Genomic DNA, 17,392 nt, shown 5'->3' on the forward strand with positions numbered 1-17,392 from the left:
TATTGTTATTGCGTTAACCAAACAAACTTAGGCAGTTGCGTGAGATCTAAACAGTTTCCCTGCTCAGCTATCGCACTGTGAGTTGGCGCATTGTGCGCATCTTCATTAAGTGCAGCCAACAACGCTTGCTGCGATTCACTCTCGCCATGCACCAGCACAAGAGGCGGCGAGTCGTTAAAATGTCGATACCAGCGCAGCAGTTCAGCCTGATCAGCATGAGCCGATAACCCACCAATCGTATGTAGCCTCGCTGCAACATTAATACTTTGGCCGCTGATGGTTAAACTTGTCGCACCATCGACTAACAATCGTCCTGGCGTCCCCTGCGCTTGATAGCCACAAATAATCACATCAGACTGACTATTAGCTAGGTTATGCTCTAAATGACAACGAATACGACCACCGTTACACATACCACTGCCCGCGATAATAATCAGTCCTTGGTGAATATGGTTGAGCTCCATTGACTCTTCAGTGGAATCGATAAAATCCACATTCGATAGTAACGGGTGCTTACCGGGCGATAAGCGGGTGAAGCGCTTAAAATCCTCATCCATTAAGTTATAATTCTCGACATAGATCTTGGTCGCTTTTATTGCCATAGGGCTATCGAGACAAATACGCCAGTGAGACAGATCCCACTCTTTAGCGTAGAGGTGAAACAGATAGAGCAACTCCTGGGCTCGGCCAACTGAAAATGCAGGCAGTAAAATATTGCCACGGCTCTGCTCTATGGTACGTGCAAATATTGATTTAAGCTCTTCTAGCGTATCGTCCCAACTACGGTGTAACCTGTTACCGTAAGTGCTTTCCATCAATACCAAATCCGCCGTATCGATTAAACTTGGGTCATCTAATATCGGCATGCCTTCACGGCCAAGATCGCCGCTAAAGACGAGTTTTTTAGTCGCTTCGCCCTCACCTAGCCAAAGTTCCACCACAGCGGAGCCTAAAATATGTCCCGCATCAGACAAACACACCTTAAGCTGTGGGATCACTTGCGCTTTCTCGCCATAATCGAGCGCCACAAACTGCTGCATAACACGGTCAACGTCGCCATCATCGAATAACGGCTCTAATAAAGGTAAATCATTCCTTGCACGCTTCTTGTTGAGTCTCTCTATATCTCTGGCTTGGAGCATGGCGGCGTCTCTGAGCATTACCGCACAAAGCTCTACCGTCGCCTTATGGCTATATATAGGCCCAGTAAAGCCTGACTTTACCAGTAAGGGCAGCCGCCCAGAGTGATCGATGTGGGCGTGGCTTAATACCACCGCTTGGATCTGTGACGGCGTGAAAGCAAAAGGGTCATGATTTCGTAACACATCAGCCTTACTGCCCTGGATCAGGCCGCAATCGAGCAACACTTGCTGACCATCAATATTGAGTAGGTGACAAGAGCCTGTCACCTCTTGCGCAGCGCCAAGAAAAGAGAGAGTCATCTGCATAGCAATCTTCCTTATAAAGGCACCGTCCCCCTTTGGGTTACTTCAATATGGGGTGAGTCAACTCTGGTGCTTATCATTAAAAGATAAACCCTTAAGCTGATCCCGACTAGTTGGAGATCAAAATAAAGGAGCTTTAAAATCCACTGCCTTTATGACAATCATCAATGCCAAGGCTTTAAAGTCAGTTGACGCCAAAATTAAAGCTAAGGTTGTCAAGGTCATGGCCTGTAAATGTTACTTGTTCTATCGAGAATAGCTGCTTGGTTAACGACACAATCCGTACAATCGAATAAGTGTAATCGAGAGAACCAAGCCAGCTCAATAAGTAAGTTGTAACGTAAAATAGGCTGCAAATATCGCCCAGATTTTAGGTAAGATGAGCAGTTGTTACGTAAGCTTAATTGTGAAAGAAGTATTAAACCTCAACAAGTAACCTTGAAATTAATCCTACGATTAGCTTTACTTAGCTTTGTAACAATACTGTCCATTAACGATTTAGGGGTTGATATGTTAGGCGAAAACCACTCAATAATGCATGAGTTTCCTGAGTACCAAGATATCATTGTTAAGCTTTGCCAAACCGATGAAGCTTTTGCTAAAGATACCAAGCACTACAATGCGCTAGATAAAGAGATCCGCGAACTTGAATTAAGAGGCGCGCCTATTGATGACGACGCCATGAATCAACTGAAGCATGATAGAGCAGAGTTAAAAGACTCACTGTTTCATCGCCTCAACACCAACGCTTGATTAGTTAACACTTAATCAGCCAAAGCTAAACCAATTAAGACTTAATCAACTAAGGCTTAATCAACTATGGCTTAATCAGCTAATGTGAGTCAGCAAGTTCTGAGTCATTAGCTGACAACAAAAAGGGAGCCGAAGCTCCCTTTTTTAGTCATTGTTATTCATTACTGAGGCATGCTGCCTTGAATAATTGTCGCACTATTATGACTGCCCGTTGACGTTACAATGGCAGTGTTCTTTACATTATATTGAGTCACAGAAACATGGTTACCTACGCCACCATAAACATGCACATCAGTAACATGAGACTCACCCGTTTGAGCAACAGTGATATCATTTTGCTCTCCCCACCATGATTCAACCGATGCCTCGTTGAAGTCACCTTGCTGAGAGATATCTACAGTAGACTGATCATGTGCTGCATCAGCATAAACGCGGTTACCCGTGCCGTCTTGAGAAACCATAAGTAAATTATCACGTCCCCAAGTACCCGCTCCAACGGTGTCACCATAACCACTTGGTGTATTACCACCGCCCATGATGACGTTATGAGTACCTTGCTGGTCAATCGTTATTTGGCTACCGCTACCAAAGCGCGTACCTGCAGCTGCAAAGTTACCTAGACCATTTTGATTGATGCTAATGCTGTTACCGTAGCTGTCGTCTGCTTGTTCTACTACAGCAGTGTTGCTTTCGCCAAGTTGAGTAATGATGGCTGAATCACCGTCACCCAATTGGCTAACTGTTGCTGCATTACCGTTACCCGCAGTGCTGCCACTCTGAGTTAGTGAAAGCTGGTTATTCATACCACCTTGAGTCACGTTTGCAACGTTCGATTCATCAAACTGAGTAATAATTGCAGATTGCACAGTACCAGTTTGATTAACTGTCGCGCTGTTGCCAAAATCTTGCTGGTTTAACGAAACAACACTTAAATCACTTGCTTGAGTGATGCTAGCGCTTTGGCCTGCACCTGACTGATTCACTGTTGCCTGGTTTTCATTACCAATTTGATCAATCGATGCGGACTGTGAAGTCCCCGCATCCGCAGTTTGATTGACATAGATGTTGTTAAGGTTACCAGTTTGGCTAGCGCTTAACGTATTACCTAAATGCTCTGAACCCGCTTGATTAGCAAAAAGGCCGTTACCATTGCCTGTTTGTGTTGCGGTTACACTGTCTTTAGCTTGTTGGTTAATAAAGCCTTGGTTGTTATTACCAATTTGATCAAGGTTAGCTACAGCCTCTTCACCAGTTTGAGTAACACTGGCAATGTTTGCATCGCCTAACTGACTAACATTTGCCGTGGTTTGCATCGCTGTCTGGCTAATATAACCATTATTGCCTGCACCATTTTGATTCAATGTCGCGGTTGTTGAATCTGAGCTATCATCAAAATCATCAGCATTGGTGAACTGATCAATAGTACCAATGTTCGCACTGCCTGTTTGGTTTAACTCTGCAGTTGCATAATCAGCATCACCTTGTTGAATCGTTGCGTTATTACCGCCACCCACATTTTGAGTAATCGTCGCACTTGCATGATCTGTTGCCATGTTATTGATAAATGCCGTATCACCAGAACCGTTTTGAGTAATGCTTGATAGTGAACCATCGGCACTGTCTTGGAAAATAGTCGCGTTGTTAGTATCACCATTTTGAGTGATGATTGCAGTCGCTTCTTCCTGCGTACCACGTTGCTGTCTAATGCTTGATACGTTCGCATTACCCGTAGTGTCGATTGTTGCCGTTGAGGTGCTGATCTCGTCATTTTGCTCAATATTAGCACGGTTACCTTGACCTACTTGGTCGATATCAGCCGTTGCATTTGCCGTTTCAGTTTGCGAAACAGATGCTTGGTTCGCACTACCATTTTGATCGACTGTCGTAGTGTTATTCACACTTTCGTTGGCTTGAAGAACATATGCTTGGTTACTGTCACCATTTTGAGTGACATCTGCGTTATTGTTGTTGCTTCCCGTCGCATAAGCGCTTGTCGATGCAAAAATAGCTGATGAGACCAGCAGTGCAATTTTAGTGTATTTCATATCCCTATACCTTTCCCTAAATTAACAATTTTGAGGTAACAGACCGAGCCCGCTTACCACGACAAGGAGCAATTGCAATAATATAAACTCCAAAAAACAATTCTGAGTACTCGGCTGACAGCAAAAGATAGTCACTAGCTCGCAACAGGGGTAACCAGAATGTCGCCACAGATTATGCTTAGAGAAAAGCGTCCTTGAATCCGCTCAAAGTATTAAGCCAAACTAGCCTAAAGTTGTAAAAATCTCCCACACATAGACTTAACTACTAGTTATTTCGAGGGGAAGCAACCAGCCTTCACAGCATTAAAAACTAATAAAAATCCGATACCAAACACTATTAACCAAACAGTGTCAAAATAACGCCCCGCAGAAGTGTATAACGTATCCAAAGTGACAGTTGCCCCTATATTCTATTTTGGTGAATATGGCCGCGACTCCAAAAGTAAAATCAGCTACATGTGTTCAAAAAACTTCAGTTCTAACGTCACATCCTCTCGTGCTAATTGCTATGAATATACTAACTTGATTAGCTTGACTAGCTGCAAAGCTCGATAGTATTTAAGCCTATAAACTGAAGCCCTATTAGTCATTACATCGGGCTATGGGGAGGTTCGGTAAATTTTTATTTAATTGCCTAGCTTGCTCAAGATCAAAGTATTAACCTTCTAATGTCACCACTTCCCAAAAGTCATTGAAACATAAAGCCATTATCAATATATTCAGCACCAAAATTGTCAGTAAATCGATTGAATATAGCGTAAAAAACTCGAATTAGAGGTACAGACAATAAACTGACCCAGTATTTGGAATAAGGATAAGCAACAAATGACATCATTGAAGTTAACCGCAGGCTTACTGGCATCAAGCCTGTTAGCCTTAAGCGGCTGCGCCCTAACACAAGCTCCAAAGCAAGTCAGCGAGGTTCAATTTACCGACCCACAATTTGCACAATGCGTTCAACAAAACGGCATCACGGAACTGGCCAAAATCACCCAACTTAGCTGTAATAGTCAGCAAATAACCAACGTAGACGAAATTAGGTTTATGCCTGCTCTGACAGCATTAGTGTTGCTGGATAATCAAATCAGCCACATTGATGTCAGTCATCTAGAGCAACTTGATAGGCTTATCGTAGGTAATAACCAGCTTACTGATATTGATCTGTCTAACAACCCATTACTCATTGCACTCAATATTTCAGGCAATAACATTACCACTGTCGATGTGAGTGAAAACCCACAGCTTATAAGCCTTTATGCCTATAAATTACCACTGACTCAAATTGATACTTCTACGCTACCAAAACTAAGAGATTTAGGCTTAAGCCGCCATCAGCTGACCGAGATTGACCTGTCTCATAATCCTGAATTACAGACATTAAATCTATCGGTTGGCACCTTGAGTAAAATAGATCTGTCCCATAACCCTAAACTTAATCACCTTTACCTACCGAGCAATCAACTTACCGCGCTGGATCTCGAACACAACCCTGATCTCAGAGTTGTTGCGGTCAGAAATAACCAGCTCAAGCAATTGGATTTAAGCCACAATCCACGCTTAATAAAAGTCAAAGCCGATTACAACCAGATTGATGATATGACATTGAGCCCTGCCGCACCTTTAATTGAACTAGAGCTCAACAATAACCGCATCACAGAGTTAGACATTTCAGCCTTTAACAAACTGAATAAGCTCGTTGCATTTAATAACCCGCTACAAAGTTTGATACTTGATCCGCAATATCATCCTAAAATGCTATCGATAGAAGGCACACCGGTTTCAATCGCCAATAACGCCTTAAATCAACAGGATATCTCAAACCTATTATCGCCCCGAGTCAGTATTATTGAAGCCGGTACCATTACCCAGAATGGGGCTCAATATGATGTAAATTCCAGTCAATTAGTGATGCCAACACTTGGCCAATATATCGGTTATCGTTACGCGGTTAATTTACCTAAAGATGCCTCAGGTAAAGTCGATTCTCACCTTGCCAAGCAAAACCAGTTTCCCATTACAGTTCGCATGACTCACCCAGAGATTGTCGACCCTAAAAGTGGTAAAGGCTTCACCACCTCAAGCTGGACGGACACCATGTTCAAGCACGACCGTAATCTGGCGATGTGGTATTTCGGCGACGCCCATGAGTTAGTAACTGGGCGATGGACACTTGAAATTCTTTATCGCGATTCAGTGGTCGCCAAAAAGTCTTTCATGTTGGTGAATATGGATGAAAAAAACGTGCTAAAAGGCGGGAAGAATAAGGCTGTTGAGCAAGCCTTAACGCTAGAGAAGTTAATCACTCAAGGTGAGTATTACCTTTGCAATCAAGATAAATACCGGAGTTGTTTAGGTTTTAAAGATGTCAAAAGCTGCGCTATTAAACTGCAGCCGTTTAAATCTCAATGCTTGAAGGACGCATTAACTGCGGTTAAACAACAATCGGCACTGCCAATGAACGACCAATTAAAAGAGTTCTTTAGTCATTACATCGCCTGTATGGGCAGTCAATACATCACCACTACCGAGCTTGATCCGCAGCAGGTCGGTAGTTGCTTAAAGCGTTAAAAACACGCATTAAAAAATAACCATTGTCGTTATAAGTAGAAGCCCTACCGCTCCCTAATGAAAGAAAACCCGCACCTAGCGGGTTTTCTTTATATCTAGCTATATCTATCAACATATATACCTATCATGCACCTTTACACTTCTTTAATTGCAGTTGATAGTGAGATTGATTATCATTCACGACAGTTTAATTGCCGTAGCCTGTTTACTTAACCTATTAAAAAATAATTTTACACAGGTTGCTACGTTAAAACCCTTTCAGGGTCTTTTGGCAAAATGTGCCTAGACCGATTCGAGAATATCAATATGAATGTAGTACCTTTTTTAAAGTGGTTTCATAATTGGGTAGGTTTTTTTATCAGTATTACCATGCTGATTGTACTGACTACCGGTGTCTATCTTGGTAGCGTCGACATGTATAAAAGGCTTGATGATAAAGGTCAGCAATATGCGTCGCTATCTATTGAGCAAAAAGCGCATACCGTAGAAGTCTTATTTGAACGTTATCCAGCAATGAGCACCGTTCGCTTTCCAACAGAGCACAGCCCTTATATTCAAGCTGCAACTCGCGGAAAAACCATCGCATTAGATAACCAACTTAATGAGCTTTCTATCAGCTCATTTGGTGACATTCCGGGTTATGCCACTGTATTTTGGCTACACCGTAACTTCTTATTAGAAGACTTTGGCGGCAAGTACATTAATGCTTGGGCGTCCCTGCTTGGCGGCGTGGTCACACTTGTCGGTATCTATCTTTGGTGGCGAGTACGTAAGGGCTTTAGATTGAAACAGAGTATTCCAACGAATACCCGTTCAAGCAGCTTAGTTAAGAGCCATATCCAGCTAGGCCTGTTTATCTCTGTACCGCTGCTTATCTTGTGCATTAGTGGTTTTTTAATTACTTACAAGAGTTTGTGGACCGGAGCACTTAAGCAACCAGCAACTGAAATGGTCTACCCGATTAGCCAAGCAAACAACTGGCAGAGTCAGCTACAAACAGCGCAAGATTTATGGCCAGAATCACACTTAGTCGCGATTAGTAAACCAAGAGTTAAAAAGGGAGAAACACCGACAGAGCTTAACTACAGTATACGTTTTGATAGTCATAGTGGTGTTTGGCTGCGTGAAGCCGACCGTATAACAATGAGCTTCGAGCAAGGTGTGATTAAAGACGCCATAAAGCACAGCGATAGACCGCTTTCAGGCCAAGTGGCAAGTTTTGTTAGACCACTGCATGACGCTTTAAACATGCCGCTCAGCTACTCCTTGTTTATCACCACTGTATCGCTGGTTGGTAGCTTAATCTTAATGTTCAGCGCAGTGACTTTCTATCGCCGTATATTTAAAAAGAGCATCAAACGTATTAATCGAGAAGTAACGGCATAGGTTTGTCACCGCTTAATTTACATTAAAAATAGCAGCCACTTGGCTGCTATTTTTATATCAGTAAAGCTAGGTGTCTTCGCATTCAGTCCTTCACTCAAACTTATTAACAATTCAAATGTTGACATTTTATGGCAATTCTACAAGATAGCTTGGTTAACAATAATAAAAAGTTTATTGCAAAATCATAATAAGAACCGTTACAAAAACGATAAAAACTATTGGCAAGGAAGAGATTAACATAATGAAAAAGTCCCTTATCGCAATGGCCCTAGCAACCTCCTTTTTGGGTGGCTGTGGCACGTCAGATGTAAATAACGAACCCCAAGCAAAAGTGACTGAAGCTGAAGTCACTAACACTGCTAACAACAAAGCAGAACTCGGGAGCTTTGGTGTCGATCTCAGCGCGCGTAACGAAGCCGTAAATCCAGGCGATGACTTCTTTATGTATGCTAGCGGCACATGGTACGACAACTATGTAATGCCAGCTGACAAAACCCGCTTTGGCGCCTTTACCGGTCTTGCTGAGCGCAGTGAAAAACAGGTTAAAGAGATCATCGATGATATCGCTAGCCGCACTGACCTTAATGCCGAAGAACAGCTAATCGCCGATTTTTACCAGTCATACATGGATACTGATACGATTAATAAACTCGGTATCACCCCTATCCAGAGCACGCTAGAGCAAATCAGTGCGATTAAGTCTACTGACGATTTAACTAAAGTATTTGGTCAAGCTTGGTTAACGGGCGCCACCTCCCCAATATCTGGTGGCATGTGGTTTAACCGTCTTGATCCAAACCAGTATGAAATGTCTATTGGTGCCGGTGGCTTAGGCTTACCCGATCGCTCTTACTACCTAGAAGACGCCGAGCGTTTCGTTAAAATCCGTGAAGCTTACGTCAATCATATTGCTGAAATGCTGGCCTTTGCTGGTATAAAAGATGGTCAAGCACGTGCAACCGCTATTCTTGCACTAGAGACTAAGATGGCTGAAGGCCAATGGCCACGTGAGAAGCGCCGTAACCGCGACCTAACACTGAACCAAGTGAAGCGCGCTGATTTAGCAAAAGACTACCCAGGATTTGATTGGGATGTTTATTTTGAACAAACTGGCTACCAAGTACCACAGCTAAATATCTCTCAGCCAGATCCTGTCAAAGCGATGATTGACCTCGTTAATACGCAACCTCTGAATGTATGGCAGGATTACCTGACCTTCCACACAGTCAGTAACAATGCTGGTCTTTTATCAGAAGATATTTACGCGGCCAACTTTGGTTTTTATGGTAAAACTCTAAGCGGTCAAGAAGAGCCTCGTCCACGCTGGAAACGCGCGGTATCAGAGATGTCAGGCACTCAGTCACTCGGCTTTGCTATCGGCAAGGTGTATGTGGCGCGTTACTTCCCAGAGTCATCTAAGCAACAAATGGCAGAGCTGGTTGAAAACCTGCGTACCGCTATGGGTGAGCGTATTGACGGCCTAGACTGGATGGGCGCTGAAACTAAGGTCAATGCTCACGCTAAGCTTGCAGCATTTAACCCTAAAATTGGCTACCCTGATGTTTGGCAAAAGTTTGATGGTTTAGCGCTCACCAACAAAGACCTCGTAGGCAATATTCAAAATCTGCGTCAGTACTTCAATGCTGATAGCGTAGCTAAAGAGCTTAAGAAAACTGACCGTAACCGTTGGGGTATGACACCACAGCGCGTTAATGCCTATTACAACAGCTCGTTTAACGAGATTGTATTCCCAGCTGCAATTCTACAACCGCCATTTTTCGATCCCAATGCCGACCCTGCCGTAAACTATGGTGGTATTGGCGCGGTTATCGGTCATGAAATGGGTCACGGTTTTGATGACCAAGGTTCAAAGTCTGACGCTAACGGGATCCAACGTAACTGGTGGACAGATGCTGACCGTGCTGCATTTGAAGCCAAAGCCGATCAGCTTGCCGCGCAATACAGTAAGTATGAACCAATCCCAGAAAATTTCGTCAACGGCCGTAACAGCCTAGGTGAAAACATTGGTGATGTTGGTGGTTTATCAATGGCTTACCATGCATACAAGTTGAGCCTAAACGGTAAAGAAGCTCCTGTGATTGATGGTGTAACTGGTGATCAGCGTTTCTTCCTTGCTTGGGCACAAGTATGGAAAGAAAAACGTACTGAACAAAGCATGCTAAACCAGCTACGTGCAGGCACCCATGCTCCGGGCCGCTACCGCGCTCAAGCACCACGTAACCACGATGCTTGGTACAAAGCATTTGACGTAAAACCGGGTGACGAGCTGTATTTACCAGAAGATCAGCGCGTACGCATTTGGTAATGGGCTAACTCACACTTTAACAAGTCCACTGAAGTTAAAGTAAGTTAAGTTCTCCCTTAAATGCCAGTCAGTCACCTGACTGGCATTTTTTATTCCTCATCGCTCTCAATCAGATTAAACGGTTATATTCATAACTCGATTTTAAGGGTTTAAAAAAGAGCAACTGACCCGATATCTATACTGTTAACACAAAGCAATCAATGTCGCTCGGCGCTAACAACAAATGCAGTTAACAATTGTCGTTAACAGAGCTAATACCTATTAGGACAGAACATGACAAACCCATACACACCAGCAAAAGTTTGGACCATGGATAATGAAAATGGCGGCGAGTGGGCCAGCATCAACCGCCCAGACTCTGGTCCAAGACATAAACACGTATTAGCCAAAGGTAAACATCCGCTGCAGCTGCATTCACTGGCGACACCTAATGGCCAAAAAGTCACGATTATGCTAGAAGAGTTACTCGCCAAAGGCGTGACTGGGGCTGAGTATGATGCCTATCTAATTAACATCGGCGAAGGCGATCAGTTCGGTTCAGGCTTTGTCGATATCAATCCAAACTCTAAAATCCCCGCCCTTATCGATACCACAGAGACAAAGCCAATTCGTGTGTTTGAGTCGGGTAATATTTTGCTTTATTTAGCCGAAAAATTTGGCTACTTTTTACCAACAGAGCTGGCGGCTAAAACCGAGGTCATGAACTGGTTATTCTGGTTACAAGGTTCTGCACCTTACCTTGGCGGCGGCTTTGGCCATTTCTATGCTTACGCACCAGAAAAGTTCGAGTACCCGATTAACCGTTTCAGTATGGAGGCTAAGCGCCAACTTGACGTGCTCGATAAACAACTCGCCAATAACGAATTCATTGGCGGTAATGAATACAGTATTGCCGACATCGCAATATGGCCTTGGTACGGTAATTTAGTGCTTGGCAACTTATACGATGCCGCCGAATTTTTAGATGTTGCCAGCTACCCTAACCTACAGCGCTGGGCTAAACAGATTGAACAGCGCCAAGGCGTGCAGCGTGGCCGTATCGTTAACCGCTCATGGGGTGAGGAGTGGGAGCAATTAGCTGAGCGCCATAGCGCCGCAGACATTGACGCCGTGTTAGCAAAGCAGCCTTAACGCTAAGTTAATAACTTGCTTAAGGACCTGCTTAAGGGCTTGCTTAATTACTAAGTTAAAGCTTGAGCTAAGGGCTGAGCTTAAGAAAAAAAGGCGGCGGGTCACATCGCATTCGGCGCCTTTTTGCATCTGCAAGCGAGGGCTTCCACTAGCGTCTCATCCCCTATGCAGTCACTATTAGACTGTCACACTTAGACAATCATTCTTAGACTGTCATAATTAGAGAGTCATAATTAGAGAGTCATCACTAGCTACCGACACCACTACGGCTTAAACGCTTAATGATATCTTGATGCTGCGGGTAATCCGTCAACAAGGTTTCTTGGCTAAACAACTCAAAATCATCAAAGGTAAAACCTGGAGAAACCATACAACCGACCAGTGAAAAGCCTGGCTTATTCATCGCCGAACCAAAAACAGAGCCCTTAGGGACTAAAAATTGTGGGCGCTCGCCCGCAGTCATATCTAAGCCTAATTGTGCGCTGGTCAGCTCCCCTTGCTCATCAATCATATAAATCGTTAATGATTCACCTGCGTGGAAATACCACATCTCATCCGCCGTTAAGCGATGAAAATTCGATACTTCGCCTGTACGCAATAAAAAATAAATACTGGTCCAAAGCGCACGCGTATCGTCGAACGCTTGTTCTGAGCGATATGACGAGCGAAAATAGCCACCTTCAACATGTTGTTCTAATTCGAGATGTTCAATAAATTTTTCAGCGGTTTGCATTGCAACTACCTATTATTTTGGTTGGGAACGTTTTAATTGAAAACGTTGTTGTAGGGAACGTTTCTAAAACAGAATATCCCGAAAGTGTAATCCAATACCGTAATAAAGACTGCGAGCAAAATTAGAATTTCGGGCATTGCTAATACTTTCTAATACTGTAAAAGGTGCAATAAATGGTGCAATAAAAAAGCCCAAACTCATTAAGCTCGGGCTTCCATAATCTATCCATAAAATAACGAATTTAGTGTTTGCCGGTCACGCCGTCACGCACCATATCTTTGCCAGTTTCATACACTTCATCGGTTACCCAACGGGCATGTAACAGCTTATGGTTATTATCAAATACGGCAACAAAGTGACGACCATCGGCATTATTAGTCGCCATGCCAACACCAGCTACACCTTCAAGACCCAAACCACCCGTTTCAATCGACACTAATAAACGTCTTAGGTCATCCAAATTATCGATAACTTTTTGCTCGTCACTCATCTTCAATACTCTTGTGTTCGTTACTTAGCAAATGGACCATATGACCCAAAGCCTACTATGTGGCGTACTTTACAGATCCTAGCTTCTGATGAAAAGACTGTAAAATGAATAAGCCAACGAATGTATCTATTGTGGCTAAATGAACGCTTATCTCTATTTCACTGGCTGCATTTTAATCGGCTGCATATTGAGTCTATTAGCTTAGTCACAAAACGCGGCTTATTTTACTCAATCTGATTGCGCGCATGTAATACTCCCGCCGTGATAATACCAATCAGTTTAAAGATTTGGTCGCTCAGCGAGAATTTAGCGGTTATGAGGCAAGGTCATTAAATGCTCCAGCATGAATGACATTCACCACATCTGACCTTCAAGGATGGAGGAAATGTCTTATGTATGTCTGGAACATACAAGACCATGTGGTTTGCGATGAGTGAAGAGCATAGTTGAACTAGGGTTTAGCTCCCTCTTGTTCATTAAGAGTCACAGCAGCTGAGCCGCTAAAACTCGCCATTCTGGAGCGATTTTGGCTGCCTACTTCTGCGTTGAACAGCTTTACAAGGGAATAACCATTCTTTCAGCTATTCGCCTTGAATTAGTTTGCCAAAAATCGCTCTGAGTAGAGCAACTTCTTATACTGATTGATATAACCCTACAAACAATAAGATGGATGCATACTGATGTCTGAGATTAAATTTGGTGTATTAGGACAGTATTTTCATTGTCCTGTGAAAGGTGATTTTGAGTACGCAGCTCAAGCGCTAATCTTGGTCGATAATAACGGTATTATTAAATCCGTTCTCACAGAAAAAAACGTCGATTTTGACCAGCAAATAAGTGCATTATCGAACAATAAGCAACTCATAGAATTGAGTCCTACTCAATATCTCATGCCCGGTATGGTCGATTTACATGTACATGCGCCGCAATTCCCACAAGCGGGGAAAGGGCTAGATCTGCCACTGTACGATTGGCTGCAAGATTATACTTTCCCGCTTGAAGCCAAGTTTGAAGATATGGGCTTTGCCAAGAAAGTTTATCCAGAGCTAGTGCAATCACTGCTCGCTAACGGCACCACCAGCGCCGTGTATTTTGCCACTATCCACAAAGACACTTCAGTTGAGCTTGCTCGTGAATGTGTAAAGCAAGGCCAGCGTGGCTATGTTGGCAAGGTCAATATGGATGAAGCCAGCCAATGTCCGCCATATTATATCGAAGCATCTACCCAAGATGCCCTTATCGAGACCGAAGACTTTATTAAGCAAGTCTTGGCACTTGAAGGCAACGAGCATCAGTTAGTATCACCGGTTGTCACCCCGCGTTTTGTGCCAAGCTGCACCAGTGAAATGCTACAAGGGCTGGGCACATTAGTACAAAAATACCAATGTCATGTGCAAACCCACTGCTCTGAGAGCGACTGGGCACGGGATTATAGCCAAGAGATGTACGGCAAGACAGATGTTGAGATCTATAACGATTTTGGCTTAATGACCAGCAAAACCATTTTGGCGCACTCGATCTTTTTAACCCCAGAAGATCACCAAATGATTAAGGCTACAGGCGCAAGTATTGCCCACTGCCCGCTATCTAACATGTACTTTGCCAATGCGGCAATGCAGACTCGAGAGATTTTAGATAACGAACTTAAATGCGGTCTAGGTAGCGACTTAGCTGGCGCGCCAATCCCATCTATATTCCACACTTGCTTAGATGCCGTGAATCACTCTCGCGTACGCGAAGATGGCACTTCAACTTATTTGCCAGCTGATACTCGCGGTGAAAGCGGCAGTCGTATTTCATTCTTAGAGTCTTATTGGATGGCAACGGTTGGCGGCGGACAAGCCATTGATGTCAAGGTAGGCTTGTTCCAGCCAGGGTTTGAATTCGATGCGCTGGTGGTTGATACCAGCGTCACTGACAGCAACATCTTTATCCTCGATGAAATGGACAGTGCTAAAGATAAGCTTGAGAAAATCATCACCCTCAACAGTCGCCAAAACATCCGTAAGGTGTGGGTAAAGGGCCAGATGGTGGTTGAAAAATAATTGCCTAGTGACTACTAAGCCACGGCTATAAAAAAGGCTCAGAAGGATTACCTTCTGAGCCTTTTTTTATGCTTAACGCTTTTTTACAAGCGACTCATTAACACGGGAGTGATTAATGACCATCAACAAAAGCAAATTTGAAAATAAACAGTAGTGCAACGATAGCCACCCCTGGGTGAATTTCACGCCAGCGATTTGTGCCTAGCTTTAACACGCAATAGGTAATAAAGCCAGCCGCAACGCCTTCGGTGATAGAGAAGGTAAATGGCATCATCACTGCAGTAATAAAGGCTGGAGCTGACTCAGTTAAGTCTTTGCCATCTATTTTTGCTAGTTCAGATGACATTAAAATCCCCACATAAACCAAGGCGCCAGCAACCGCATAACCTGGAACCATTGCCGCCAGTGGCGAGAAGAAAATAACCAGGATAAACAGCAGACCCGCAACGATAGCAGTTAAGCCTGTGCGGCCACCAGCAGCAACACCGGCAGAACTTTCAATGTAAGCGGTCACTGTAGATGTGCCCATATAGGCACCAACCACAGAGGTTGCAGAGTCAGTAATCAACGCTTGCTTCATACGCGGAAAACGACCACGTTTATCGGTGAAACCACATTTCTCTGTTACACCTATCATGGTGCCAGAACTATCGAACAAGCTCACCAAGGCAAATGAGAAAATAACGCCCATCAGCGCCACATCAAGTGATCCAGCCAAGTCTAACTGACCGAAAGTATTAGCAATGCTCGGCGGCATAGACACAATACCTGTGTACTCAATATCACCCATCAAGGCCGCTATGGCGGTCACAATAGCAATAGACACCAGCACTGCAGAATGAATGCCGCGAGAGGCCAAAATAACGATAATAAAGAAGCCTAGCGCGCCCAAGACACATTGTAGCGAGCTCAAATCACCGACCGTGATCATAGTTGCAGGGCTTGCCACCACTATCCCCGCGTTACTAAAACCGACCATAGCGATCAGTAAGCCAATACCGCTAGGAATACCGATGCGCAGACATTTGGGAATGTTAGTTAAGATCCACGAGCGGATCCCGAGTAAGGACACGATGGCAAAACAAACTGCGCCCCAAAAAATGGTGCCCATACCGACTTGCCAACTGACGCCCATACCGACTACTACGGAGAAGGCAAAAAACGCATTCAGCCCCATGGCTGGTGCCAATGCTATCGGTAAGTTAGCAATCAAGCCCATACCAATACAGCCAATCGCACTGATCATACAAGTCACCACAAATACCGCACTGGCATCCATTCCTGCTGCAGAAAGGATTTGCGGGTTCACAAATACGATATAAACCATGGTCATAAAGGTGGTAATGCCTGCAATGACTTCGGTTGATACTGTAGTGTTATGGGCTGATAGTTTAAAAAAGCGCTCTAGCAACCCGCCTTTAGCTGGCACCTGCGCATCATTAACTGCGGCTGCGTCAAGGTTGTCGTTACCAACAGAGTTGGGTTTGTTGCTTGCGGTACTCATGAATAGATTGTTTCCATCTTTAACTCAGCGAATCTGCGCCCCAAACAGTAGGTATAAAGTGTATCGCGCTAACTTTTTAGTAAAAAACGCACGCACTTAATCGCCAGAAATATGCTTTCTGCCGACGACGACTTATTGATTATGATATGACATTACGAGATGGCGATATTGTAGGCTACGAGCCCCTTAACCATGAGTGATTAACTTCACATATTTCAGAGTTAATTTGAAAACAACCAATCTTGGCAATGCAAGCCTAAATAAGGCTTATGAGTGATAGCTGCTATCAATATTGCTGCGAAAGCCGAGTGCACAATCATGCCAAGTACTGCTTTCACTGTGGTCAGTCTCAACAAGCACAGCAAGAACCGATCGTCACTCTTAATGCCATAGTCGTTAATAGCATTAATAACATAGACGTTAAAGCCGAAACCACTACTGAATCAGCAAGTGAAATAGTCGTATGCGAGCAACTAAGTTGCGCCAGTAGCCAAGCCCCAACGGCGGAACCGATAAAGGCTGCGAGCCCTCGTAAGAGCCCAGCGCAGATGCCACAGTCTGTGGTCAACTATGACAAGACCTGCTTTAGCGCCTAATTTGTGGTGGCACTACGACTGGGGTTAACGGTTACAGCGGCCTATTATAGTAGCGAGTACCTTATCTGCGCTTCTGTTCTTGGGACAATCATGTCGACCGTTTACGGCCTAAGCTTGCGTAATGAACGCCGCAACCTAAAAGCGACAAATCAGGTAATTAAACCTATCATGGACATCCTATATCGGGTTCGCGATGGTAAGCAGCAACTTTTAGCCTTCTTACATAAGCTTAGCTAGAATAAAACGAGAGTTAATCTTGAAAGCCAGCAATTAATTGCTGGCTTTATTATTTGGAGACTGTAACTAACTTTGTGTAACTGCTTATCAAACTGTACTCTAAAAAGAGTCAAGGATAGGCATATACTCATGA

General features: G+C 43.9%; 13 protein-coding genes. 8 read left to right on the forward strand and 5 right to left on the reverse strand.

Annotation, left to right across the window (positions count from 1 at the left end; all coding sequences use genetic code 11):
* Window positions 1-5: 5 nt before the first annotated feature.
* A complete protein-coding gene (locus tag ACVBIK_RS07550; RefSeq protein WP_447160708.1) occupies window positions 6-1,448 on the reverse strand; it encodes an MBL fold metallo-hydrolase RNA specificity domain-containing protein in 1,443 nt (480 codons plus the stop codon).
* A 507-nt stretch (window positions 1,449-1,955) separates the two neighbouring features.
* Here ACVBIK_RS07550 and ACVBIK_RS07555 point away from each other — a divergent pair.
* The gene (locus ACVBIK_RS07555; RefSeq protein WP_447169405.1) at window positions 1,956-2,198 is read left to right on the forward strand and encodes a YdcH family protein; all 243 of its coding nucleotides are present in this window, start codon (window positions 1,956-1,958) and stop codon (window positions 2,196-2,198) included.
* A 161-nt stretch (window positions 2,199-2,359) separates the two neighbouring features.
* Here ACVBIK_RS07555 and ACVBIK_RS07560 read toward each other — a convergent pair whose 3' ends face one another.
* On the reverse strand, window positions 2,360-4,243 hold the full coding sequence (locus ACVBIK_RS07560) for a beta strand repeat-containing protein (protein WP_447169406.1): 1,884 nt from the start codon (window positions 4,241-4,243) through the stop codon (window positions 2,360-2,362).
* A gap of 825 nt (window positions 4,244-5,068) precedes the next feature.
* Here ACVBIK_RS07560 and ACVBIK_RS07565 point away from each other — a divergent pair.
* The 4 genes from ACVBIK_RS07565 to yghU all read left to right on the forward strand — a co-directional run bounded on the left by ACVBIK_RS07565 (window position 5,069) and on the right by yghU (window position 11,654).
* A complete protein-coding gene (locus ACVBIK_RS07565; protein ID WP_447169407.1) occupies window positions 5,069-6,811 on the forward strand; it encodes a leucine-rich repeat domain-containing protein in 1,743 nt (580 codons plus the stop codon).
* Between the two features lie 306 nt (window positions 6,812-7,117).
* Window positions 7,118-8,197: a PepSY domain-containing protein gene (locus ACVBIK_RS07570; RefSeq protein ID WP_447169408.1), complete on the forward strand. Its 1,080-nt coding sequence runs from the start codon at window positions 7,118-7,120 to the stop codon at window positions 8,195-8,197.
* A gap of 241 nt (window positions 8,198-8,438) precedes the next feature.
* Window positions 8,439-10,523 (forward strand): M13 family metallopeptidase, encoded by a 2,085-nt coding sequence (locus ACVBIK_RS07575; RefSeq protein ID WP_447169409.1) that lies wholly within the window; start codon window positions 8,439-8,441, stop codon window positions 10,521-10,523.
* 273 nt (window positions 10,524-10,796) lie between these two features.
* Entirely contained in the window at window positions 10,797-11,654 is an 858-nt protein-coding gene (gene yghU / locus ACVBIK_RS07580; RefSeq protein WP_447163975.1) for a glutathione-dependent disulfide-bond oxidoreductase, read from the forward strand.
* A 247-nt stretch (window positions 11,655-11,901) separates the two neighbouring features.
* On the opposite strand, the gene ACVBIK_RS07585 is transcribed toward yghU, so the two are convergent.
* Window positions 11,902-12,387, reverse strand: a complete 486-nt coding sequence (locus tag ACVBIK_RS07585) for a cupin domain-containing protein (protein WP_447169410.1) — start codon at window positions 12,385-12,387, stop codon at window positions 11,902-11,904.
* A gap of 241 nt (window positions 12,388-12,628) precedes the next feature.
* On the reverse strand, window positions 12,629-12,877 hold the full coding sequence (locus tag ACVBIK_RS07590; protein WP_447160700.1) for a hypothetical protein: 249 nt from the start codon (window positions 12,875-12,877) through the stop codon (window positions 12,629-12,631).
* 680 nt (window positions 12,878-13,557) lie between these two features.
* Here ACVBIK_RS07590 and guaD point away from each other — a divergent pair.
* Window positions 13,558-14,922, forward strand: a complete 1,365-nt coding sequence (gene guaD / locus ACVBIK_RS07595) for a guanine deaminase (RefSeq protein WP_447169411.1) — start codon at window positions 13,558-13,560, stop codon at window positions 14,920-14,922.
* A gap of 112 nt (window positions 14,923-15,034) precedes the next feature.
* Here the strand turns inward: guaD and ACVBIK_RS07600 are convergent, their stop codons facing one another.
* Entirely contained in the window at window positions 15,035-16,333 is a 1,299-nt protein-coding gene (locus tag ACVBIK_RS07600) for an NCS2 family permease (protein ID WP_447163997.1), read from the reverse strand.
* Between the two features lie 362 nt (window positions 16,334-16,695).
* Between ACVBIK_RS07600 and ACVBIK_RS07605 the strand changes: the two genes are divergently transcribed.
* Window positions 16,696-17,022, forward strand: coding sequence for a hypothetical protein (locus ACVBIK_RS07605; RefSeq protein WP_447169412.1), 327 nt, complete (start codon window positions 16,696-16,698; stop codon window positions 17,020-17,022).
* A 90-nt stretch (window positions 17,023-17,112) separates the two neighbouring features.
* Window positions 17,113-17,259: a hypothetical protein gene (locus ACVBIK_RS07610; RefSeq protein WP_447169413.1), complete on the forward strand. Its 147-nt coding sequence runs from the start codon at window positions 17,113-17,115 to the stop codon at window positions 17,257-17,259.
* Window positions 17,260-17,392: the final 133 nt, after the last annotated feature.

This window comes from Shewanella sp. 125m-1 (genome assembly GCF_052977065.1).